This window comes from Wolbachia endosymbiont of Cantharis cryptica (assembly GCF_964277405.1).
GTDB lineage: Bacteria > Pseudomonadota > Alphaproteobacteria > Rickettsiales > Anaplasmataceae > Wolbachia.
On record NZ_OZ195521.1, the window covers coordinates 990,508 to 1,012,109 of the forward strand.

General features: G+C 33.8%; 21 protein-coding genes and 1 pseudogene. 16 read left to right on the top strand and 6 right to left on the bottom strand.

Going from position 1 to position 21,602, the window contains the following annotated elements; all coding sequences use genetic code 11:
• The first annotated feature begins 116 nt into the window (after positions 1 to 116).
• From secG to ACICP6_RS04830, 3 genes are read left to right on the top strand one after another with little or no spacing between them, the layout of a single operon-like run.
• Positions 117 to 437: a preprotein translocase subunit SecG gene (secG, locus tag ACICP6_RS04820; protein WP_395462818.1), complete on the top strand. Its 321-nt coding sequence runs from the start codon at positions 117 to 119 to the stop codon at positions 435 to 437.
• Positions 437 to 2,041, top strand: coding sequence for a CTP synthase (locus tag ACICP6_RS04825; RefSeq protein WP_395462819.1), 1,605 nt, complete (start codon positions 437 to 439; stop codon positions 2,039 to 2,041). Before secG ends, ACICP6_RS04825 begins: the two co-directional genes overlap by 1 nt.
• A 41-nt stretch (positions 2,042 to 2,082) precedes the next feature.
• The gene (locus ACICP6_RS04830) at positions 2,083 to 2,502 is read left to right on the top strand and encodes a nucleoside deaminase (protein ID WP_395462820.1); all 420 of its coding nucleotides are present in this window, start codon (positions 2,083 to 2,085) and stop codon (positions 2,500 to 2,502) included.
• Between the two features lie 99 nt (positions 2,503 to 2,601).
• Here ACICP6_RS04830 and ACICP6_RS04835 read toward each other — a convergent pair whose 3' ends face one another.
• Complete coding sequence (locus ACICP6_RS04835) at positions 2,602 to 3,873, bottom strand: MFS transporter (RefSeq protein ID WP_395462821.1); 1,272 nt, start codon at positions 3,871 to 3,873, stop codon at positions 2,602 to 2,604.
• Between the two features lie 135 nt (positions 3,874 to 4,008).
• Here ACICP6_RS04835 and ACICP6_RS04840 point away from each other — a divergent pair, with 135 nt between their 5' ends.
• The 3 genes from ACICP6_RS04840 to ACICP6_RS04850 all read left to right on the top strand — a co-directional run bounded on the left by ACICP6_RS04840 (position 4,009) and on the right by ACICP6_RS04850 (position 5,985).
• Positions 4,009 to 5,403, top strand: a complete 1,395-nt coding sequence (locus ACICP6_RS04840; RefSeq protein ID WP_395462822.1) for an ankyrin repeat domain-containing protein — start codon at positions 4,009 to 4,011, stop codon at positions 5,401 to 5,403.
• Positions 5,404 to 5,474: 71 nt separating this feature from the next.
• Positions 5,475 to 5,693: a hypothetical protein gene (locus ACICP6_RS04845; RefSeq protein WP_395462823.1), complete on the top strand. Its 219-nt coding sequence runs from the start codon at positions 5,475 to 5,477 to the stop codon at positions 5,691 to 5,693.
• Between the two features lie 10 nt (positions 5,694 to 5,703).
• Positions 5,704 to 5,985 (top strand): type II toxin-antitoxin system RelE/ParE family toxin, encoded by a 282-nt coding sequence (locus ACICP6_RS04850; protein ID WP_395462824.1) that lies wholly within the window; start codon positions 5,704 to 5,706, stop codon positions 5,983 to 5,985.
• 681 nt (positions 5,986 to 6,666) lie between these two features.
• Here ACICP6_RS04850 and mutL read toward each other — a convergent pair.
• Both mutL and purE read right to left on the bottom strand, forming a co-directional pair.
• The gene (gene mutL, locus ACICP6_RS04855; RefSeq protein ID WP_395462825.1) at positions 6,667 to 8,481 is read right to left on the bottom strand and encodes a DNA mismatch repair endonuclease MutL; all 1,815 of its coding nucleotides are present in this window, start codon (positions 8,479 to 8,481) and stop codon (positions 6,667 to 6,669) included.
• Positions 8,482 to 8,488: 7 nt separating this feature from the next.
• Positions 8,489 to 8,989: a 5-(carboxyamino)imidazole ribonucleotide mutase gene (purE, locus tag ACICP6_RS04860; RefSeq protein ID WP_395462826.1), complete on the bottom strand. Its 501-nt coding sequence runs from the start codon at positions 8,987 to 8,989 to the stop codon at positions 8,489 to 8,491.
• Between the two features lie 216 nt (positions 8,990 to 9,205).
• Between purE and ACICP6_RS04865 the strand changes: the two are divergent.
• The 9 genes and pseudogenes from ACICP6_RS04865 (at position 9,206) to rpoD (ending at position 14,898) form a co-directional block, all read left to right on the top strand.
• Positions 9,206 to 9,958, top strand: a pseudogene (locus tag ACICP6_RS04865) (IS5 family transposase).
• 266 nt (positions 9,959 to 10,224) lie between these two features.
• Positions 10,225 to 10,524 carry a helix-turn-helix domain-containing protein gene (locus ACICP6_RS04870; protein WP_395462827.1) on the top strand — a complete coding sequence of 100 codons (300 nt, stop codon included), beginning with the start codon at positions 10,225 to 10,227 and terminating at the stop codon, positions 10,522 to 10,524.
• Between the two features lie 60 nt (positions 10,525 to 10,584).
• Entirely contained in the window at positions 10,585 to 10,998 is a 414-nt protein-coding gene (gene rpoZ, locus ACICP6_RS04875; RefSeq protein WP_395462828.1) for a DNA-directed RNA polymerase subunit omega, read from the top strand.
• A gap of 29 nt (positions 10,999 to 11,027) precedes the next feature.
• Positions 11,028 to 11,273 (top strand): monovalent cation/H+ antiporter complex subunit F, encoded by a 246-nt coding sequence (locus ACICP6_RS04880; RefSeq protein WP_395462829.1) that lies wholly within the window; start codon positions 11,028 to 11,030, stop codon positions 11,271 to 11,273.
• Positions 11,274 to 11,279: 6 nt separating this feature from the next.
• Positions 11,280 to 11,567 carry a monovalent cation/H(+) antiporter subunit G gene (gene mnhG / locus ACICP6_RS04885; RefSeq protein WP_395462830.1) on the top strand — a complete coding sequence of 96 codons (288 nt, stop codon included), beginning with the start codon at positions 11,280 to 11,282 and terminating at the stop codon, positions 11,565 to 11,567.
• 1 nt (position 11,568) lies between these two features.
• Positions 11,569 to 12,096, top strand: a complete 528-nt coding sequence (locus tag ACICP6_RS04890) for a DUF4040 domain-containing protein (protein ID WP_395462831.1) — start codon at positions 11,569 to 11,571, stop codon at positions 12,094 to 12,096.
• On the top strand, positions 12,089 to 12,505 hold the full coding sequence (locus tag ACICP6_RS04895; protein ID WP_395462832.1) for a Na(+)/H(+) antiporter subunit B: 417 nt from the start codon (positions 12,089 to 12,091) through the stop codon (positions 12,503 to 12,505). The genes ACICP6_RS04890 and ACICP6_RS04895 overlap by 8 nt, the downstream gene beginning before the upstream one ends.
• Positions 12,505 to 12,831 (top strand): cation:proton antiporter subunit C, encoded by a 327-nt coding sequence (locus ACICP6_RS04900; RefSeq protein ID WP_395462833.1) that lies wholly within the window; start codon positions 12,505 to 12,507, stop codon positions 12,829 to 12,831. Before ACICP6_RS04895 ends, ACICP6_RS04900 begins: the two co-directional genes overlap by 1 nt.
• 123 nt (positions 12,832 to 12,954) lie before the next feature.
• Positions 12,955 to 14,898: an RNA polymerase sigma factor RpoD gene (rpoD, locus tag ACICP6_RS04905; protein WP_395463673.1), complete on the top strand. Its 1,944-nt coding sequence runs from the start codon at positions 12,955 to 12,957 to the stop codon at positions 14,896 to 14,898.
• Positions 14,899 to 14,957: 59 nt separating this feature from the next.
• On the opposite strand, the gene ACICP6_RS04910 is transcribed toward rpoD, so the two are convergent.
• Positions 14,958 to 15,446, bottom strand: a complete 489-nt coding sequence (locus ACICP6_RS04910) for an SgcJ/EcaC family oxidoreductase (protein ID WP_395462834.1) — start codon at positions 15,444 to 15,446, stop codon at positions 14,958 to 14,960.
• Positions 15,447 to 16,201: 755 nt separating this feature from the next.
• Here ACICP6_RS04910 and ACICP6_RS04915 point away from each other — a divergent pair.
• On the top strand, positions 16,202 to 17,917 hold the full coding sequence (locus tag ACICP6_RS04915; RefSeq protein WP_395462835.1) for a hypothetical protein: 1,716 nt from the start codon (positions 16,202 to 16,204) through the stop codon (positions 17,915 to 17,917).
• A 176-nt stretch (positions 17,918 to 18,093) separates the two neighbouring features.
• Here ACICP6_RS04915 and ACICP6_RS04920 read toward each other — a convergent pair whose 3' ends face one another.
• Together ACICP6_RS04920 and rnhA are read right to left on the bottom strand one after the other, a co-directional pair.
• Positions 18,094 to 21,039: an AsmA-like C-terminal domain-containing protein gene (locus ACICP6_RS04920; protein WP_395462836.1), complete on the bottom strand. Its 2,946-nt coding sequence runs from the start codon at positions 21,037 to 21,039 to the stop codon at positions 18,094 to 18,096.
• Positions 21,032 to 21,469, bottom strand: a complete 438-nt coding sequence (gene rnhA / locus ACICP6_RS04925) for a ribonuclease HI (RefSeq protein WP_395462837.1) — start codon at positions 21,467 to 21,469, stop codon at positions 21,032 to 21,034. Before rnhA ends, ACICP6_RS04920 begins: the two co-directional genes overlap by 8 nt.
• Positions 21,470 to 21,602: the final 133 nt, after the last annotated feature.

The following is a 21,602-nucleotide window of genomic DNA, read 5'->3' on the forward strand; positions in this document are numbered from 1 at the left end:
GTTACATTAAACAATTTAAGTTGTCATTCCTGTAAAGGTCTAGCTACTCGAGTAACAGATGTTCTTGACTTATGAACTTTATGCTCCTAAAATTCTTATTTTTAGCCCTATTTATAATGTCATTAACGATATTAAGTGTATTTCAAATAATATTGGTTGTTGTGTTAGTAATTCTAGTGCTTTTGCAGCCACCTGGAAGCAGTTCGTTAAGTGGTTTTAGCAGCTCGCAACAGGGGCTCAATTCAATGATTCCAGTGAAATCTTCTGCAAATCCGCTTAGCAAAATAACGGCTATAGTTGCCGGATTGTTTATTATGAACACATTGCTATTATCAGGATTAAGTTCAAAGGATATGCATAAAAAATCGATTGCAGAGAAAATTATATTAGAAAAAAAACAAGAAAATGAATCTACTTATGTTCCGTTTGAAAATTAATGAAGGAAGTTAAATTTATCTTTGTAACAGGTGGGGTTGTATCATCGCTTGGCAAGGGTTTAGTTGCTTCAAGTGTTGGTGCGCTTCTTCAAGCTCACGGCTTTAAGATCCGTATCAGAAAACTTGATCCGTATCTAAACATTGATCCTGGAACAATGAATCCAACTCAGCACGGAGAGGTATTTGTTACCGAGGATGGTGCTGAAACTGATTTGGATCTTGGACATTATGAACGTTTTACTGGAATTAAAGCGACTAAGGACGACAATATAACAACTGGTAAAGTATATCATGAGCTATTAAAGAAAGAAAGGCATGGTGATTATCTGGGCAAAACTGTACAAGTCATCCCTCATGTAACAGATTTAATCAAGTCGTTTATTTTTAATGGTACGGAAGGTTTAGATTTTGTAATATGTGAAATTGGTGGGACTGTAGGTGATATTGAAAGCCAACCGTTCTTAGAAGCCATACGTCAAATTAGCTATACGCTCGGAAAACAAAGAGTTATCCTTATCCACTTAACTTTAATACCATATCTTACTGCAGCGCAAGAATTAAAGACAAAACCAACGCAGCATTCAGTGCGAGAGTTAAATTTTGCAGGGTTACAACCAGATATTATATTATGCCGTAGTGAGAAGGAAATTTTCGATAATCAAAGAAGGAAAATAGCCAACCTTTGTAATGTTTCTTTATCTAATGTAATACCTGCTCCTGATGTGAGCCATATATATGAGTTACCAGTCTTATATAATCAATGTGGACTTGGCACACAAATTTTGGAACATTTTCATTTAAGTAAGCCAAAACCAAGCTTAACTGAATGGGACCAAGTAGTGCACTCTATGAGATACCCAACACAGGAAGTTACTGTATCTATAGTAGGAAAATACACTGAATTCCCTGATGCGTATAAATCACCAGTCGAAGCATTAAATCATGGTGCAATTAGTAATAAAGTCAAAGTAAAGATAAATTGGGTGAACTCAAGAGAGGAGAATGAAAAATCTATAAATGAAAAACTTATAGGAGAAAAACTACGGAATTCTCATGCAATCCTTGTTCCAGGGGGTTTTGGTGACGATGGAATAGAAGGTAAAATATTAGCAATAAATTATGCTCGCACAAATAATATCCCATTTTTCGGAATATGCCTTGGCATGCAGCTTGCGGTCATTGAATTTGCTCGCAACGTTGTTGGGCTTGAAGATGTACACTCTGAAGAATTTTGCACCTGTAAACATCCAATCATTAAGCTAGCTGGTGATAAGAACGTTGACCTTGGTGGAACTATGAGACTTGGGGCGTACAAATGTAATATAAATGCAAACTCTAAAATGATGGATGCATACAGTAACACTACTATTTCAGAAAGACACAGGCACAGGTACATAATCAATTCAGATTATAAAGATGATTTGGAAAAAAATGGGCTTCTATGCAGTGGCATATCAGAAGATGGAATGTGCATAGAGGCAGTGGAGTTAGAGAGTCATCCGTGGTTTATTGGTGTGCAGTTTCATCCAGAATTTCAATCAAAACCATTTTCTCCTCATCCTCTTTTCGTATCGTTTATTAAGGCAGCAGTTAATAAAATTTAAAAAAAGAAGATTAGCAAAGGAAAGTGTTCAAGTATCAATATATGGAGCTTGCCATAGAGCAAGCTAAACTTGCTCAGAAAAATGATGAAGTTCCCATAGGTGCTGTAATAGTTAGTGGAAGCAATATTATTTATTCTGCACACAATATATCTAACGATCCAACTGCACATGCAGAAATGTTAGCAATCAGACAAGCATGCAAATTGCTTTCAATATCAACACTTTGTGATGTTGATATGTACGTAACATTAGAACCTTGTCCGATGTGTGCTCAAGCTATTTCCTTTGCAAGAATCAAACGATTGTACTTTGGAGCTTATAATCCAAAAGGTGGAGGAATTGAAAATGGTGCTAAGATATTTCAATTTTGTAGCCATATACCAGAAGTTTATGGTGGGATATTAGAAACAGAATGCTCTTTTTTGTTAAAGGATTTCTTTGAGAAATTAAGGAATATTTGACAAATTGTCATTCCGCTACGTATTAGCGGAATCTATGCTGAGGGTGGTATGATGTAGTAATTGCTACACAGTATACATTCAAAAGAAAACTGAGAACTTTCACCAATCAAATTTCTTATCTTGCGGTTTTATTTGTAATATTGCTACCAGACTAACTAATAAGCAGAAGATTATATAAAGCCCAGCTACAAAACTTATTTGAGGAAACGTTATAGTAAACCAAATACACACCATAGGGGTAAATCCCCCATGCAAAGCAAAAGAGATGTTGCGTGATAAACTCACTCCACTAAATCTAACATTGGTGGGAAAAAGTTCAGATGCAACTATTCCTATAGGATTTATACCTCTTTCTATTATAGAAATGACCATTATGCTCAGCATAATTGTAAGATAACTTTTATAGTAGTATACAATAGATAACACAGGACAACATAGCACCATTGTAATTACTATAAATAAGATTGCAGTGCGCTCTTTTCCCACCCTATCAGCCAACATTCCAAATGCTATTGAAAATATCGGCATTAGTATACTGGTTATAATCAATACAATTTCGTTAACATATGTTGTTACGTACGTCTCAACTGATACTATTTCTTTTGCAAGTGTTCGAAGAAATATGGTAAATCCAACAGTAACATTAACAGGTACAGATATTAAAACAGCAAGTACAAGAGCTCTCTTATAGCGTTTTATAAGCTCTATTGCTGGTAAGTCAGGTGCATTTTCTTTCTTTCGACTTGCTTTGTATGCTGGAGTTTCTCCTAATGTGTATATACTATATGCGCTGATCAACCCCAAAACAGATGAAAAAGTAAACGGCAGTCTCCAACCCCAAGCGTTAAAATCAGTAGTTTGTTTGCAGATGATCACTATCACCACAGAAAGCAAGACGCCAAGGGAACGACCAAAACTTATTATTCCAAAAAACATTCCTAGTTTTTTTTTATTAGATAAATGCTCTATGAGATAAACAGAACTACCACCTTGTTCAGCACCGAGCGCAATTCCTTGCGTTACATGGATTGCAAGAAGCAATATGGTGGAAGTTATACCTATTTGACTATAACTTGGAATCAATGCAACTAGACTAGATGGAATCGATATTAGCAAGATAGCAGCAGATAACGCTATCCTCCTTCCATACCTGTCACCAATGTGACCAAACATAAATGCACCAAGTGGCCTTACCATAGCACCCAGTCCTGCAATTCCAAACAATTGCAGTATGTTGTAGTAAACATCTTTTGCAGAACAAAACTCTCTACTGATTATGTTAACCAGGTCAATAAAGAGCATGTGGTCATACCATATTGCAATTCTGCAGAGTATTGTTGATATCAACACCCTTGTTTGGTGATTGTACACTAAATTCAATTTGTAAATTTTTGCTTATTTCATTGTGGATGCTTTTTGGGATTTTGCAACCTAAGCATGTGAAGTTGACTTTTTTATTATGGTATGTGACAATTAAAAACATTATTTAAAATCAGAGGTAAAATTATGATGGGACATGTGCAGTGGAAAGAAATATTAGGTGCAGTTGATAAGGAGGGAGATTTAAGTAAAGATAATGTAATTGAAAGAATAGAAAAAGCATTAGGAAGTAGGTTAATTAAACTAGCAAGACAGTTAAGTGGAACCCGTGATCAGGAGTACGAGGCACTCCAGGAAAAGCTTCGCTCATGGAGGGAAAGTAGATTTTTACTGAATTATCAATTCGATAGTGATATAGGTACATTACTGCACATAGCTGCTGGAAATAACTATGTAAATATAATAATGTCCCTGAAGGGCAAGGGTGCAGATATTAATATACAGAATGAGCGTGGAAATACTCCCTTACATGAAGCTGTTAAAAGTGGCTGTAAAGAAGCGGTACAGTCTCTAATAGAAAATGGAGCAGATGTAAATGCAAAAACTGAATGGAGTGAAGAGACTCCTTTGCACCTTGCTCGTAATGCAGAAATAACAGAACTTTTAATAAAAAATGGAGCGAGTGTTAATGAAAAAAACAAATATAGACTTGTCCCTTTACATAATGCAGTTGAGTGCAAAGTATATATAGTAGGATGGTCAATAAAAAAAATGTTCAACGTTATTGCTCGAGATAAAGATAAAAACACGCCTTTACATAACGATGACCATATAGATGCAGTAAAGGTTCTATTACAAGCAAAAGGGATTGATATTAATGCAGCAAATGAAGATGGATATACTCCTTTACATTTAGCTGTATTATACGGCTGTACAGATACAGTAAGGGTTCTATTACAAGCAAAAGGGATTGATATTAATGCAGCAAATAAAGATGGCCTTACTCCTTTGCATTTCGCTGCGTCATTAGGCCATACAGATATAGTGAAGGTTCTATTACAAATGAAAGGGATTGATGTCAATGCAACAGATAAAAATAGATGTACCCCCTTATTATTGCGATTAGTCGCCCAATATATAGACATTGCAAAAGCAGTAGGTATAAACGTTAGTATTACAGCTCCAGTGCTACTTTTAGATGAAAATAACAATAAAAAAATAGTAGATGCTCTTATGGAAAAGGGAGCAAACCATTTATTAAAAAGCAAAAATGGTGAAACTCCCATGGATTTTGACAAAAATGGATATATAAAACAATTTTTAAGGGAAAAAGCACTTAAAAAAAGCGTTTTTTATGGTGGTTCAACTGCATTATTAGGCGCTGCAATAGCAGTGACACTTTTTGCAACCGGAACGGTTGCAGTTGAGTTAATACCTATAGTAATAGCAGTGGTTGCAGTTGCAATAGCAGCACTAGCGGTTGGTAGTGTTACATACATGATGTCAAAGCCTAGTACTAAAGTAGATGGAGCAAAAGAAGAAAAAACTGCCGATGGAAATGAGCAGAAAGCACCTACGTAAACCGCTTTTTTTATTGAAAAATTTAGAAAAATGTTGTATAATTGTTATAGTAGTAGAATTTGGTAAAACATATGGCAGATTCAAAAGTTAGCATAACCTTCAACCGCGAAATTTCGGAGTGTCTTATTGGATTAGCTGAAATAAGAAACAAGTCCATTAAAAAACTAACAGAGAAGTTAGTACAAGAAGCAATTGAAAATGAGGAAGATAGAATACTGATTGAGCGCGCTGCTAAACTTAATACTCCAGACGCAGAAACAGTCGATTTTGAAGACGTCAAGTGGGACTAGAAGATATTAAGTGGAATCAAAGGAATACGAAATTAAATTTCTAAAAGATGTTACTAAAAGGGATTTACCAAGACTCCCAAAAAAAGAAAAGTTAACAATCAAAAAAGCTATAAAAGAACGTCTCAAAACTGATCCTGCCAATCGTGGTGAAGCACTACGTCATGAATTAAAAGGATATAGAAGATTAAGAGTGGGTAAATGTCGCATCGTATACCATGTAAATGTTATAAAATATCTAGTAACTGTTGCTTCGATAAAATATAGAAAAGATGTTTATGAGAAAAAAGGATAATTAGATCTACTATATATTAAATATATTTTTATACAGGCCTCCTTCTCCTGTCATCCCAGTGCCCCTAGATGTCATTCCAGCGTCACACGCTGGAACCCCTACCGTCATACCGCCGCGGCGCTAACACGTAGCGGAATGATGGTTGTCGTTTAGCTATAAAATTTAAGAAAATATTTAAGAAATTTACTAAGTGGGAAAAAAGGCAAAAGGAACCCTGTGATTATTTTCCGCTTTAAAGTACTGGCGTTTTTTATGTTTTAAACCCCTGACAAGAGAGATTCAGCCGCTTTTAATCGCTACTAACCTACGCTGCAAGTGTTTAAGAAGTTTACCAAGCAGAAAAAAAGACAAAGAAAACCCGCGGTAGCTAGCATTCAAATTCTCCCTTGTCAATTTGACGTTTTTTGATGTCTTGAACGCTTTATAAGCGCGTTCCAGCTTATATAGGTAAAAACCCAGAAGTTTTATAAAGACATGCGGTGCACGTAGTGCGAAAAATTAAACATGAGACGCCAAATACCCTAAGTTTTTTGTCATTAACCTGCACAGATTGCGAAGATAAATAAATAGCTTCAGTACCATAATAATAGGACTGGCGGAGTTTGTCAAGTGGTTTTTAGTTTAATCCGTTTCTATGAGCTACTTGGATGATGAGAAAGGAGCACTATTTGTGACAATCTTTTACCTCCTCTCAAACAATTTTTCAATATCACTTAGTTTCATTTCTATGTAAGTTGGCCTGCCGTGGTTACATTGTCCAGAATATGGTGTTTTTTCCATTTGCCTAAGTAGCATATTCATTTCCTCTAATTTCATCTTCCTGCCTGCTCTAATTGATCCATGACAAGCGATAGTGGCCAATATTTTGTTCACTTTATCTTCTATAGGTAGTGTATCTTCTATTTCCGTTAATCTATCGACTATATTAATTAGCATCTCTTTCACATCTATTGCTCCTAAAATTGCAGGGATTTCTCTTACTATCACCTTACTTTCTGACTTGATTTCAATATCAAAACCCATTTCAAATAACTTATCTTTATAAATTTCAACCACTTCCATTCCAGCTTGATTTTTGATTTCAACCGTTTCAGGCAGAAGTAGTTTTTGTCTTTTTATACTTGATTTTTCTTTTAAGCATTCATATACTAATCTCTCATGGGCTGCATGCTGATCAACTATAATCAATTTGTCTCTTACCTCGGCAATAATGTAAGTATTATAGACCTGACAGCGTGCAAACCCTAAAGGGTGGCTCTCTATTAAATCAACTTGTTCTAACACCTCTCTTTCTAGAACCATAGTTCCCGTTTGTGATGGTATAGCAGAGTAGTCGTATAATTCTGAACGTTCTGACAAGCTTTTTGCTTCTTCATTTGGCGAGGTAAAGTCTTTCATTAATTGATTCTCAAAAGGGCTTGGCCTTCTTTCATAAAATTCTTTTTGAACATTAGGTTTATCAAAAGGATCTGGTAATGTTGGATCAATTTTTTGGTCACGCTCTGGAAAACCTATCCTCGTTGACAATGCTTTAATTAGCCCTCTTGTCACTATTTCATATATTACCCTCTTATTCTGAAATCTTACTTCTGATTTATTTGGATGCACATTTACATCTACTTGATCGTATGGTACCTCTAAATGCAACGCTGCAAACGGATACCTATCGCTTGGAATAAAATCATGATATGCGTACCGAATCGCACCAATAAGTAGATTATCTTTAATTGGCCTTCCATTAACAAACGTATAGATCTGAGTTGACTTACCACGATTAACGGTCGGTTTACAGATGTGTCCCGTAAGTTTAATGCCGTCTTCTCCTTCATTAATCTCCAAAGAATTGCCCTGAAATTCTTCTTCTATTTCATATAATCTACTAAATAACGAGGTTTGCTTGGCATATTTCAAGAGCTTTTTACTACCCGAAGTGAGAGTAAACCCAACACTATAATTGATCATCGCTAAGTTGTTTACAATATCAACAATGCTTTGAGTTTCTGCTCTTTCGGTTTTTAGAAATTTCAGTCTATTTGGAGTGGCAAAAAACAAATCACGAACTTCAATGTGCGTGCCTTGTGATAAGGAATAAGGCATAAGCTCCCCTATTTTTTCTCCACCCTCATACCTTATAGACCATGCTTCACTTGCTCCTCTTGCTCTCGACGATAACTTTATCTTACTTACTGCTGCTATAGACGGTAAAGCTTCTCCTCTAAAGCCAAGATGCTTGATTTCTATTAATTCACTGTCGCTCAATTTTGAAGTAGCATGGCACATAAATGCAAGTTCTAAATCATCCTTCTCTATTCCACTTCCATCATCTACCACAGTAATAAGATTGCGACCACCGCTTTCTATTTTGATCTCTATTTCTGAACTTCCAGCATCTATTGCGTTTTCCACTAATTCCTTCACTACACTTGCTGGCCTCTCAATCACTTCTCCCGCTGCTATACGGTTTATGGTTTTTGTATCTAAAAGAATTATTGCCATAAATTCATCATGATGTTGGTTTTTCTTTTACTGCTTCGGTTTGTTTTTCTCTCCATTTTTTTAACCTATCAGCAATTTCACTGTTAGAAATTGACAATATAGATGTGGCGGTAATAGCAGCATTATATGCTCCACTTTCTCCTATAGACATTGTTGCAACTGGAACACCCTTTGGCATTTGTACTATAGATAATAGACTATCAAGTCCATTTAATTGCTTACTATGCACAGGAACGCCGATAACAGGTAAATAAGTAAGCGATGCAACCATACCAGGTAAATGAGCTGCTCCTCCTGCACCAGCTATAATAACTTTAAAGCCTTTTTTTTGTGCAGACTTAGCAAAATTGAAGAGCCTCTCTGGCGTTCTATGCGCAGATATTATGAATACATCATGCGAAACTTCTAATGCTTTTAGCATATCAACAGCATGAACCATAGTGCTATAATCCGACTCACTCCCCATAATTATAGCAACATCTTTTTTCATTCCTGTCACACCTAACATAACTTTATCTACTAGCTAAATAGTGTTTCAGTTAAAAAGCAACAAATATTTGAATTATAGTATGAATATAATATATGGCATTCCCGCTAAAATATAAATTTTAAATAAAAATCTACATTGAGGTGAGGTATAGAGATATAAACCTCTTTACATAAGAACCTGTACATGATCTCAAAAAAGAAATAAACTGAGAGGATAAAGTATATAAAGTAGGATATGAGAAGTGTATACCCAAGTGACATAAGTCGAGAAAAGTTTGAGATTATTGTAGAAGATCTGGAATCTTGCAGAAAGAAAACAAAACCAAGAAAACTTGATTTATATGATGTATTTTGTGGAGTGTTATACGTCTTAAAAAGCGGTTGCCAGTCTACCAAAAGAGTTTCCAAAATGGCGCAATTGTTACGACTATTTTAAGAAGTGGAGTGAAAAACCAGATGCAAATAAAGAAAGTGTTCTGGAGCTGGTATTAAAAAAAAATAGTTGCGACAAAACAATGGTCGGAAGCAGCTTCTGCATAATTGATGCACAGAGTGTAAAGAATGTAGATACTGCTGAAGAAAAAGGCTATGATGCTGGTAAAAAAATCTCAGGGCCATATTGCGGTAGATACGCAAGGTTTGCCCCATGCAATTTATATAACAACTGCAGAAGCAACTGACCGTAGCAGTGCTGTGAGAATGGTCGAAAATGCAAAAGAAAACCTCTCGGGAGTTACTGGTTGACGCAGGCTATACTGGAGAGAATTTTGCAACTCAAATAAAAACGATTATTGGTGCAACCGTTGAAGTGGTAAAAAGAAATGAATTACATTCCTTTGTTGTATTGCCCAAAAGATGGGTTGTGGAGCGATCTTTTGCCTGGTTAGAAAAATGTAGAAGATTGTGGAAAAATTGTGAGCGAAAACTCAATACTAGCCTACAAATGGTCGTTCTGGCTTTCACTGCCTTACTTCTGAAAAGATTATGAACAGGCTCTTAGATGTGATTTACAAAATTTATATTCTAAGCTTTGTAATTATTACTTGTTCTTGCTATGAATAATCTTTTTAGGTAAAACAATAGTTTAAAATGAACATAAACTTGATGAAAATATCAACTAACAACAAACTTAAAGCTTTACGTATTAATATCATATAATTATTTAGTACAAACTATATGATATTAATACTTTGAGATATCAAATTTATGTTGTAATGTTTTACAAAGCTATTGATATGTGGGTGTAAAAAGACTATGGAAACAATATCGTTAAATAACAATTCATGCAGTATAGAAATAAAAAAGAAGTTGCTTGACATAATAAGTAAAGTTATAGAAAAAAATACTTGGACTCAAGCTCATGCAGCCGAAAGACTGGGTGTTGACCAGCCAAAGATATCACAAATTAAAAATGGCAAAACAGATGGCTTCTCTTTAGAGCGATTGTTAGGATTTCTCAAAAAATTCGACCATGAAATAACAATTACAATAACAAAAAGCCAAGCAGTAAAACCTGAAGCAGAAAAGGTTAAACATGAAGCTGGGTCTCAATAGGTACGGAGTTGACATTTTGTTTTTCGTGGTATAGTATAAGATTTATTAAGGTAGTATTGTATGGCTGAGTCTGTTGTAGAAAAGTGTATAGAGCAGGTGAATAACCGTTTTAAATTAGTTCTATTGGCAAGTCAGAGGACACATGATTTAAATACAGGAGCAAGTAATCCAATTCAAGCAGTTAAGTTTAAAGGCCATAAAAATACTATCATTTCCTTATACGAAATAGCAGAAAGACAGGTAGATACTCATGAGCTGTTTAGCCTCTTGGTAGACAGATGCAAAGAGTATATGAAGGGAAATATGAGTAATGTTTACAGCAGTAATGCAAGTAAGCTAGAAAAACTACTCAATTTTTCTGGTGATCAGTTTAACACAGATCGTGATGCAGATCAAGAAAGTGTTGATACCCAAGGTGAAGTAGAAAATGAAATAGATGATCAAGATATTGAGGAAATAGAAGATGAAGAGTAAATCAACTACTGAAGTTGTGTAATTTATAAATGATTCACGTTGCTATTTATATACTACTGCTCTGTATGAGTGTAATGTTATACTGTATAGTGTCCAAGTCGAGTGACGTTTACAATAAGGTACTAGCGTTCAATAATTTCTCAACACAAGTAGTTTTACTCATAACAGCAATATCGATTATTTTGAACAATTTCTTTTTAATTGATATAGCATTGTTGTATGCTAGCGTTAGCTTTATATCAACTATAGCACTAATGAGATTAATGTTGCTTTGATAATCTATGATAGGATCTATTCTCATATTCTTAGGCATTTGTTTAGTAATCACTTCAATCATAGGAGTAATTAGATTTCCTGATTTTTATACCAGATTACACGCAGCAGGTATTACAGATTCTAGTGGTGCAATGTTATTGTTAATCGGTTTTGCTCTGCGGAATGAATTTTCAATCAATACTGTTAAAATAATGTTATTGATTCTTATAATATGGGTAGCTAACTCAACTAACAGTTATATTTTAGCACGTACTTATTATAAAAGTAAGGAAAAGACTATTAAAGAAGGTTAAGATGTTGGAAATACTAAATGTAACATTACTTTCGCTGTTATTGATAGTTGCGGTTTTTATAGTCCCTTCAAAACATTTAGTCGTAAGTGGTGTTCTAATGTGTGCATTCAGCTCACTTATTGCACTTATATACTTAATCATGAACGCACCTGATGTTGCAATTACTGAAGCTTCTGTTGGTGCGGGACTCAGTACAGTTTTTACGTTCGCTGCGCTTTCTTTGATAAAGAATCATAAAGTAAATTTATCTCACAATCCTATAACACTTTTTCTTATGTTATTTTTAGCTGTATATTTATCATACTTTATGATTCAATTGCCAGATTTTGGCAGCTATGATGCCCCTATCAACTTGCATGTTGCTCCTTATTATATAGAAAATACTGAAAAAGCTGCTGGTATTCCTAATATAGTGACAGCTGTTTTAGCAAGTTTTCGTGGTTATGACACATTTGGAGAAACTATAGTAGTTTTTACTGCTGCACTTTGTATAACATTGATATTAAAAGAAGAAAAAGAAAATGATTAAAGATCCGGTATTAAATGCAGTAACATTTTTGATGGTACCTTTTATTATCTTATTTGCTTTATATATACAATTTCATGGTGACTACACTCCAGGTGGAGGTTTTCAAGCAGGAATAATTATTGCTTCCGGAATAATATTATACTCAATGCTATTTGGTATATCTGCAACTCTAAAAGCAATACCTTACTCTGTGATTAAATTTACTAATGCACTAGGTATTTTAATTTACGGGGGAACGGGTATTGCAACAGTTTTACTTGGCCAAAACTTTTTATCTTATGATATATTGTTAGCCAACAACGTTGCTGGTCAAAAATTGGGTATTTTCTTGGTGGAATTGGGTGTAGCACTTACTGTCTGCTCCTCCATGTCAACCATATATATATATTTTGCTCGTAGAAAAAAATAATGACTTTATATAACTATACAGTTATTATTATATTAATGATGCTAGGTTTGTACATTATCATAAATGATAAAAATTTAATCAAGAAAATGATAGGGGTAAGTGTTTTTCAAGCATCTGTTTTACTATTTTACATATCTCTAGGATATATAAAAAGTTCCTTGCCTCCTATATTGGTTTCAAATTTTTATTTATATAGCAATCCTATACCTCATGTTTTAATGCTTACTGCTATAGTAGTTGGTATTGCAACATTTTCAGTTGGATTGTCCATAGCAGTAAAAATAGAAGAGAAATACGGAATAATTGATCAAGACAAGTGTATGTGAGTTAACAATATCTTAAACTATATGAAGTAACAAATAGCCACAAGCTAAAAATAAAATCATAGGCTTGCTCGTTGTAAGTCTATTTATTAATAAGAAATAAAATTTTTAACTATAAAGGTAATGATGTCAGCTATTAATAACGCAGAAGATAAGAAAAAAATTATCAGAGATCTTGTAACCAAAAGTATAAAAAAGGGTGGTTTTATCACTTTTGATGATATAAATGATAAATTGTCAGACGAAAATTTCTCATCTGACTTTATAGATGATACTATATCTCTATTACAAGACTCCGGAATTAACATACTTGAAAGTAGCGAAGATGAAGAAGAGGCTCCTCCCAACAGTGATGATAGCAAAATTGATGACGACGAAACATTGCCAAATGTTACCACAACTTTAATACAAAATGACGATCCGGTAAGAGTTTATTTACAAGACATGAGCTCTGTAAAGCTTTTATCAAGGGCAGATGAAATCGAGATAGCAAAGAAAATTGAATCTGAAAAGCATAACATGTTGCGTGCAATAATTGAAACATCAGTAACATTAAAAATGATCAAAGCATGGCGCGATGATTTGAGTAGTGGAACTCTCTTATTGAGAGAAATTATAGACCTGGATGCAATTTATAACTCTGATTTTAATGCGATACCCAAAGAAGATAATGAAGAAAGTGCTGAAGATATCGAGGATTCTGAGGATATTTCAGAAGATGCTAAAGGTGATGAATACTGCGACGATAATGAGACGGACAGTAAAAAAGGCGATGATGAGAAAGAAAGTGACAATGAAGACATAAACTCAGCAAACTTGAATGTTTCTATTCTTGAAATGGAAAGTGACTTATTGCCAAAGGTCATAGTTGCATTAGATGAGATAATTACTTTAGCAAACGAAGCGTTGATATTAAGAAAAAATTCCTCTAATGAACTAGAAAATTTATACAATCAAATATGGTCCATAGCGTTACAAATTAAGTTAAGTGACGCTGCTGTTGCCAAAATTACACAAAAACTTTATAACATAAACAGATCTATCATGTTTGAGGAATCTAATCTTATTTCCGAGGCAAAAAAATACAACATTGATAGAGAAAGTTTCTACAAAGTTTATGGTGACGTGCTCTTAAAGCACGAGTTAAAAGAGATAAGCCTTTCAAAAACTAATAAAAACCAATCTTCTTTCACAGACGAACTAAAAAACAAATTTGTAAGGTTTATAGACAGTAATTTTGAGCATATAGCTAGTACCTTAAACAATATTAAGCAACATATACAAGAAGATAACGCGCAAGAATTTAAGGAGCTAATCAAAAGAATACAAAAACATGAACGAGAAGTCTCCGAAGCAAAGCAGGAGATGATTAAAGCTAATTTGAGGCTGGTAGTTTCCATCGCTAAAAAATATTCAAACAGAGGCCTTGCTTTGCTTGATTTAATACAAGAAGGCAACATTGGTCTCATGAAAGCCGTAGATAAATTTGATTACAAACGTGGATACAAATTTTCAACTTATGGAACTTGGTGGGTAAGGCAATCAATCACTAGAGCAATACCTGAGCAGTCTAAAGTAGTTAGAATACCGGTTCATATGGTAGAAATTATCAGTAAGATCAACAGAACATTAAGAAAGTTGACTCATGAGATGGAAAGAGAGCCTACATTAGAGGAATTGAGTATAGAACTGGCAATGCCGCTAGAAAGAATACGCAAAGTTATGAAAATAGCAAGGGATCCGGTAAGCCTTGAAGCTCCAACAGGAAAAGATGACAGTAGCACCTTCGGTGATTGCATAGAAGACAAGCGAGTCTCAAAGCCAGAAGACGCTGCAATACTTGCTGACTTGCGCGGTATTACAACCAATGTTCTTGCAACTTTAACACCAAAGGAAGAAAGAATTCTGAGAATGCGTTTTGGTCTTGGTAAAGATGGAAAAGAACATACCTTAGAAGAAGTGGGAAGAATTTTTAACGTAACACGTGAGAGAATTAGGCAAATAGAAGCAAAAGCACTGCGCAAGTTAAAACATCCAAGCCGCGCTAGAAAACTTAGAGGGTTCTTCTAAGGAAATGCTCAAATAACCATACACATCAGATTAAGTGGATGTTGGCCAATACTCAAATGTTATAAGTGACCTTCAGGTGGTAATGAAGAATGGTGCGATGATATTAGCCATTTATTATTATTCCACCTGTAAGTAAACGTGTAACGAGCACGCAACTCTTTCCCATCCTTTAGCTTAAAGGTATACAAACCTGTATCAACAGCTTTATTACATCCAATTTTTATAGTGCGTGAACCAACTTTTGCAGTTGGGTATTTAGTCAAAAAACCTTTAAAGTAATCAACACGCTGAGCACTAGTTATTCTAGAGTCAGAAGATAAAGTTGGCAGTAGTACTGCATCATCAGTGTAATTTGCATCAACTTTATAAGCATCGCCAGTTTTTAGCGAATCATTCCAACGATCAAACAACGCTTCAATATCCTGATTGCTAGCTTTGACACAACTTTGACTCTTAGTAAAAATTTGAACTGCAACCACTAAAACCAGAATAACAAATAAAAAACTTAATATTGAAATAACTCCTTTTCTACACACCCTATTCCACATATCACGCTCTACAATATTAAAAACATTACTTTATAACACAAAAGTTAATTAACTGCAAAAATAAAAGCCAAATCAATAGACCTCTTGCATAACAAACTTTTGGCAGCGCGTTGGAAGAAATTTCTTGACAAACTCCGCCAGCCATCTTATCATAGTACTGAAGCTATTTATTTATCTTCGCAATCTGTGCAGGTTAATGACAAAAAACTTAGGGTATTTGGCGTCTCATGTTTAATTTTTCGCACTACGTGCATCGCATGTCTTTATAAAACTTCTGGGTTTTTACCTATATAAGCTGAAACGCGCTTACAAAGCGTTTAAGACATCAAAAAACGTCAAATTGACAAGGGAGAATTTGAATACTAGCTACCCTGGGTATCTTTTGCCTTTTTTCCTGTATAGTAAATTTTTTAAAACACTTGCGGTGTAGGTTAGCTGCAAATTAAAAGTGGCTAAATCGCTCTTAATCAAGCGTTTTAGAATAAAAAGAACGCCGATATTTTAGTACATGGTAAATAGCCAACCACCACGGGGCTTCTTTTGCCTTTTTTTCTATTTAGTAAATTTTCTTAATATTTATAGCTAAAGGTTAGTTGCAGCTTAAAAGCACGTAGTGTTTAGAATAAAAAACGCCAATATTTTGAAGTACATGGCTAATTGCAAGTAGTTCATAAGTCTGAAATATAAATTAATGGATTATTATGATTTTTACTAGAATATTAAATATATTAAAGATTTAATAGTGAGGTGTGAGGATGAAGGGAGCAAGAAATCGTCACGATTGTGCAAATGATGGCACTTGCGGGCAATCTATACAAAGTGGCAAACGTGATGGCACAAACTTTTCTTTTTTTGATAATAGTGGAAACTTAATTGCCAAGATACCCATACTGCCGAAGTATTCTGTTGAGAAATATAGGAATCAATTGTATAAGGAAGCTGAGTCAAAGCAATTCAATTATTCTCCCACAGATATACATGATGTATTACCTAACAGCTTTATCGTTAAATACGGGTATATAAATTGTACCATAAAATACAACAACTTATCTGAGCAGGAACAAAGTCAAATAGAAACGGATATTAAAACTGCCTATGAAGCATTTAAAGAAAAGTTTTGCTTGGAAAATAGTAATGCAAGTTATGATATAACGATTTATATTTTCAACAACAGAAGTGATTATACAAAGTATAACGATCTTCTGGGTATAAATGAAGATGGTGGCCCAGGATATATTACACGGGGAGTAACAGATTATAAGAATATTCTGACATATAAGCAAGATTCCATGGATTTTATTCTAGGTCATGAGCTAGGTCACTTATTTCAATTACGTTTTTCACCATCAGTAACAGTCCAAACTTTGCATATTCTGGATACTGAACTCATAGCAAATGTCGTTGGACGAGAGGTGGAAGAAAAAAACAATAAAGCTATTTGCGAACAAATGGGTGTAGATGAATATGAAGACCGTGGATGGATGTTTCAATTTAAATATAAAGGTACACTTTATAAATATCACAAGAACCTTTCAGAAGAAGAAAAATTTAAAGCTATACAAAATGCCAAGAATATTCATGAACTAGTAGATGAATATGAAGACCATGGATCGATGTTTAGTTTTAAATACAAAGGTACAACTTTTAGTATATACCGCAAGGACCTTTCAGAAGAAGAAAAATTTCAAATTATACAAAATGCCAGAAATATTCATGAACTAGTAGATGAATATGAAGATCGTGGATCGATGTTGAAACTTAAATACAAAGGTACAACTTTTAGTATATACCGCAAGGACCTTTCAGAAGAAGAAAAACTTCAATTTATACAACATGTCAAGAATATTCATGAACTAGTAGATGAATATAAAGACTATGAATCGATGTTTAGTTTTCAATACAAAGGTACAACTTTTAGTATATACCGCAAGGACCTTTCAGAAGAAGAAAAACTTCAATTTATCAAAGACATTAAGAATTCTCATGAATCGCTCGTTGGCGAATGTGATGGATTGGGGGATGGGAATACAACTTTATTGATTTATGTTGACGAAAATAATAACATAAATAAAATGCATTTTTATAACTACGAAAAGAATATATCCAAACGGTTAGATAAGACACTTATAAGCAGAAGTAAACCTGAACAAGATGTGGATGAAACAGATCCAAAACCAGAAAAAGAACCTGAACCAAGAAAAGAACCTGAATCAGGAAAAGAACCTGAAGAGGATACTCAGCAACCCAGTAACTTCTTATCAAATATTATTTTTTCAGCGATTGAATATATTGTTGGATCTATTTCATCATTCTTTTCATGGTTATTTAGATCTAAAGAGGAAGAACCTGATCGACAATCTGATGATAATCTTTCTTTGTTTAAGTTTGATGCTAATGAGCTAAGTCATGATATTAGCACAAATAACCATCACTTATCAGATTATTATCACTCCCCTGATGAGTTAATATAGCTCCCTACCCTTTCTAGTTGTTTTTATCTTCAGCAAATACGGAAAAGCAATAAAGAACACTTAAACAATTAGATGAAAAACCAGGTGCATTACTCTGAAATTCTTGCGTTTTTTATTTATGATCCTGCAGGGAAGTAACTTTTATAATCAAGTATCCAATAAACAATTTCCCTTTTCTAGCCAAATTTCTTTTTCACATCACCTTTTAAGCCGCTTATGATAGATTTGTTAGTTTTTGTCATAATGCGGTCAAACACTCCTAATAACCTCTTTAGTAGGCTTGGAGTTAGCGAAGAGATAGGATCAACGGATACGTTACTACTTTTGTCATCACCATTTGCTTTGTAATCTATTGAAATGATCCCCCTACTTTTCCCACCAGTAAGAAGTTTTCCAATTATAGGAATTTTTAACAAAGATTTATTAATTGAATATGCTGGTATTACTTGTCCTTCAACATGGAATTTATAATCCTTAATATCAAGCTTACCACTAGTGCTAATACCCAACTCCGCTCCTTCAAGCCAAGATTCTTCAATTTCAATAGTACCATCTTTGTATGAAAAAGGTGCATTACATTTATAAAAGTATACACCTTCATTTTTTATGGCATTTACGATACCAGGCAGTGAAGACATCGATAATAAAGTAGTGAGTAGTGGGGCATCTTTGATATAGAAACTGCTAATAGATAACATACCATAATGTTCTCCACTTTCTCTCTGAGGAGATAGATAAAAAGACAATTTGCCGTTTTTAATTGATTTACCAATACCCAAAGAACGCAAAAGCATACCTGAATTATCCGCATATATTTCGAGCCCTATTCCACTGTATTCTGCTAGTATATTACTGTTATCTTCCAGAAACTGCCCTGTAAATTGACTTCCATTGCAATCACCTTTAGTGCAGGTTATATTTAGCTTAGCATTTTTGATAGCAATGCCTTCTTTCATAATTACATTGTCAACATTCATACTAACTTCTATGTTATTGCTCGATCCATTACTATTTTTGCTAAGTAAATCTAAAATATCACTTAAGTTAATTTCCTCACCATAAATAGTTATGGTGTTTTTTTCCTTACCTGACTTAATCTCTATATTGAAATTATTATCAGGTAATCTAAAATCACTAGAATTTAAATATAGATTTCCATCCTCTACTCTTCCACTGAATTTTATATCTAAGTCATTCCCTATAACGTCTAATTTGTCTATTAACAATTCACCGGCACCTTTTAACTTTACAGAGAACAAAACTTTATTGTGATCTTCAAAACGATTTTTCCATCCTAAATAACTTGAACGTGATTCAAGCTCTGATAAATCTATATTACCATTAACATATCCCGTCTTATCTTGATTTATCACTGACTCTATATTTGCATTGATGTAGCCACTATCGAAATTAAGTATTTGAGCAGGTAAATCCCCGGTCAAATTCCAGACAAAACTTTCATTTTTATTGCTACTTTTGAGGTCAAATAATAGTTGTGTATTATTCACCATACCACTGCCATTTAAATCCATAAAGTCACTGCCAAAATTAAGCTTAATATCATACTTACCAAGACTTGCATCATAGACAACTAGATTGTCAATTTTTGAATGAAAATTGGCTGAAAAGTCTACTTTTTTTTCATCGGCGTTTAGATTAAAAATGCGAAAACTGAATACAGATTCTGCCATTCCACTCAATTTATCTTTTTCAACCTTCATCACATCATCTAACTTAAATCTTATAGGCTCATATAGACCGTAAGCATCACTTACAGCTTGACCCTTAATGGTTAAAACTGAATCTTCCTTATCAAGAGAGTTCATTTCAATATCGCCACCATCAATAGTGAAATTCTGAAACTTAGCGCTATTTACAGTAATTTTGAGATTGTTATTTTTGAGAACTAAATCACCATTTAATTCTCTCACTTGTTCAAAATCTTCGTCAAATTTTACGCTGCCATTTTCTATATCAGCAACTACTACAATATCTGACAGATCATTACCAACTAAATTATTAATTTTGCCATTGAAGCTTACAATTGTATTTAAAACATCTCCATCGATATTATCACAATACCAGTTTTTAAATTTATTATTCACTATGCCATCTGGCACATAAGTACATAAATCCTTCGCAGCAAATTTACTAATATTAACCCTAAGCAAAGCATGATTTGTACTAAAGTTCATTTTGCCCATCAAAGAGAGATACGTACCATTTAGGTTAAAATGGAAGTTTTTTATACTAATGATTCCATCGCTATATGTTAAATTTACATTCACATTAGTTATGGACAAGTTTTTATTCAAATGATTCTCTGTATTTAATACGTATATGTTCCCATCTATAACTTCATTCTTTCCATTAATTCTCATTGAGAAATTTCCTTTGAATCCTATGTTTTTGTCCAAATTGTAATTTTTAACTAACGTGGAAAACTCACTAAATAGTTCCAATTTTAGGTCATAAAATGTTCCATATACATTTAACAAATTGTTGCGATTTTTTATCGTAATGGATAAATCATCCAGAAACCCTCTTTCATCTTTTGTATGAACACGAATATCCAAAACATTAAAATCTTCCCCCTTCCCTATATATAATTTATCAATAAAAAATTCACCTTCCGTGCTTTTATTGATAGCAATGTTAGTAATTTCAACCTTTGAATCTGCATTTAAGTCAAAAAAGAACTCCCTTACTGCTTTCAAAGAATTTTTCAGATTAAAATCAACTGCTTTGAAGCTAGCTTCTTTCTGATTGATACATACATGCACACTATCAGCTAAAACCTGAGAGAATTTTATATTAGCTTTAAACAAGGAACTTAACTTAAAATGTACGAAAAGGTTAGGGATTTTCATAGTAAAATTAGGACTTACTATTGCCAAATCTGTAATGACTAAGTAAGGATCTTTGCCATCTTTCTGCCAAATAACTGAAGTACTCTCCATATTGATATCTGAGTTGACAAATATTTTCGATATTTTCTTCTTTACATAAAAATTGATATAACTAATATTGATTTCTAAAGGACCCTCACCTTTAAAAAAGATAAAGAAGCAGAATATAAATAATAAAACTATAGAAAATGATATAGTGATTTTTTTAAGCATCGATTATTGCTTTTCTTGCTAAGCTATCAGCTTCCTCATTATGTTTATCGCCATTATGTGCTTTAACCCACCTCCAATCAATTTCGTGTTGTAAAGCTACATTATCTAACTCTTTCCACAATTCCATATTTTTTACTGATTTTTTATTACTTGTCTTCCAACCATTCATTTTCCACTTATTTATCCATTCTGTTATGCCATGTTTAACATAGAGACTATCCGTATATAAATTAACATTACAAGAAAATTTCAACGTTTTTAGTCCATTGATCACTGCTGTTAACTCCATTTTATTATTTGTAGTGTTTTCTTCTCTGCCATAAACATCTTTTCTATGATCTTGAAATAATATAATGGCTGCCCATCCTCCCATTCCAGGGTTACCAGAACACGCTCCATCCGTGTATATTGTCACTTCCTTTTTATTCATCTTTAATCTATATAGATTAATAAAGTATATAGTTGCTTTTATGAAAGTACAATTTCTAAAGGCAGTTTAAGCTGCACCTTTAAATTTTATTATAGAAACAAAGAAAAGCGTAACAATGAGTGCCATTAGAAGG

Excerpts from the sequence above, each read along its gene's own strand:
- secG (WP_395462818.1), top strand. The coding sequence starts at position 117 with ATGTCATTAACGATATTAAGTGTATTTCAAATAATATTGGTTGTTGTG.
- ACICP6_RS04825 (WP_395462819.1), top strand. The coding sequence starts at position 437 with ATGAAGGAAGTTAAATTTATCTTTGTAACAGGTGGGGTTGTATCATCG.
- ACICP6_RS04830 (WP_395462820.1), top strand. The coding sequence starts at position 2,083 with ATGGAGCTTGCCATAGAGCAAGCTAAACTTGCTCAGAAAAATGATGAA.
- ACICP6_RS04840 (WP_395462822.1), top strand. The coding sequence starts at position 4,009 with ATGATGGGACATGTGCAGTGGAAAGAAATATTAGGTGCAGTTGATAAG.
- ACICP6_RS04845 (WP_395462823.1), top strand. The coding sequence starts at position 5,475 with ATGGCAGATTCAAAAGTTAGCATAACCTTCAACCGCGAAATTTCGGAG.
- mutL (WP_395462825.1), bottom strand. The coding sequence starts at position 8,481 with ATGGCAATAATTCTTTTAGATACAAAAACCATAAACCGTATAGCAGCG.
- purE (WP_395462826.1), bottom strand. The coding sequence starts at position 8,989 with ATGTTAGGTGTGACAGGAATGAAAAAAGATGTTGCTATAATTATGGGG.
- ACICP6_RS04870 (WP_395462827.1), top strand. The coding sequence starts at position 10,225 with ATGGAAACAATATCGTTAAATAACAATTCATGCAGTATAGAAATAAAA.
- rpoZ (WP_395462828.1), top strand. The coding sequence starts at position 10,585 with ATGGCTGAGTCTGTTGTAGAAAAGTGTATAGAGCAGGTGAATAACCGT.
- ACICP6_RS04880 (WP_395462829.1), top strand. The coding sequence starts at position 11,028 with ATGATTCACGTTGCTATTTATATACTACTGCTCTGTATGAGTGTAATG.
- mnhG (WP_395462830.1), top strand. The coding sequence starts at position 11,280 with ATGATAGGATCTATTCTCATATTCTTAGGCATTTGTTTAGTAATCACT.
- ACICP6_RS04890 (WP_395462831.1), top strand. The coding sequence starts at position 11,569 with ATGTTGGAAATACTAAATGTAACATTACTTTCGCTGTTATTGATAGTT.
- ACICP6_RS04895 (WP_395462832.1), top strand. The coding sequence starts at position 12,089 with ATGATTAAAGATCCGGTATTAAATGCAGTAACATTTTTGATGGTACCT.
- ACICP6_RS04900 (WP_395462833.1), top strand. The coding sequence starts at position 12,505 with ATGACTTTATATAACTATACAGTTATTATTATATTAATGATGCTAGGT.
- rpoD (WP_395463673.1), top strand. The coding sequence starts at position 12,955 with ATGTCAGCTATTAATAACGCAGAAGATAAGAAAAAAATTATCAGAGAT.
- ACICP6_RS04910 (WP_395462834.1), bottom strand. The coding sequence starts at position 15,446 with ATGTGGAATAGGGTGTGTAGAAAAGGAGTTATTTCAATATTAAGTTTT.
- ACICP6_RS04915 (WP_395462835.1), top strand. The coding sequence starts at position 16,202 with ATGAAGGGAGCAAGAAATCGTCACGATTGTGCAAATGATGGCACTTGC.
- ACICP6_RS04920 (WP_395462836.1), bottom strand. The coding sequence starts at position 21,039 with ATGCTTAAAAAAATCACTATATCATTTTCTATAGTTTTATTATTTATA.
- rnhA (WP_395462837.1), bottom strand. The coding sequence starts at position 21,469 with ATGAATAAAAAGGAAGTGACAATATACACGGATGGAGCGTGTTCTGGT.